Annotated in this window: 1 protein-coding gene; it reads left to right on the forward strand. The window is 73.5% G+C overall.

Features of this window, described 5'->3' with window-relative positions:
- Nucleotides 1-604 (forward strand): methyltransferase (locus tag HUK84_RS22025; RefSeq protein ID WP_176642022.1); only part of this gene is annotated, 604 nt, incomplete at both ends.

The following is a 604-nucleotide window of genomic DNA, read 5'->3' on the forward strand; positions in this document are numbered from 1 at the left end:
CGCCTGGCCGAACGCATCGCCGCCGGCGCCCCCCCGCCGGCCCGCATCCTCGAACTCGGCTGCGGCACCGGCTTTCTCAGCACTCATCTGCGCCGCCTGTTCCCCGACGCGGACCTTACCGTCACCGACCTGGCGCCCGAAATGGTCGCCCGCGCCCGCCAAAGGCTGGGCGAGGACGGCAAGACCCGGTTCCTGACCCTGGACGCCGAAGACCCGGCCGCCGCCGGCAGCGGCTATGATCTGATCTGCTCCAGCCTGTCCATGCAGTGGTTCGCCGACCGCGCGACTACCCTGGCACGGCTGGCCGACCTGCTGGCGCCCGGCGGCACGATGGGGTTTTCCACCCTCTGCGCCGGCAGCTTCGCCGAATGGCGCGCCGTGCACCAGGCCGCCGGCGTACCCTGCGCCACCCCGGCCTATCCCGATACCGCCACCCTGCAGGCGGACTGGCCCTGGCCGGGGCAGGGCAGGTGGCAGACCGAAACCGTCATCGACCGGCCGGCGTCACCGCTGGCTTTCCTGCGCGAACTGCGCCAGATCGGCGCCTCCCTGCCACAGGACGGCGCCCGGCCGCTGGGTGCCGGCACCATGCGCCGCCTGCTGG

Origin of the sequence: Nguyenibacter vanlangensis (assembly GCF_013376155.1) — a bacterium.
In the GTDB taxonomy this organism is placed as follows: Bacteria; Pseudomonadota; Alphaproteobacteria; order Acetobacterales; family Acetobacteraceae; genus Gluconacetobacter; species Gluconacetobacter vanlangensis.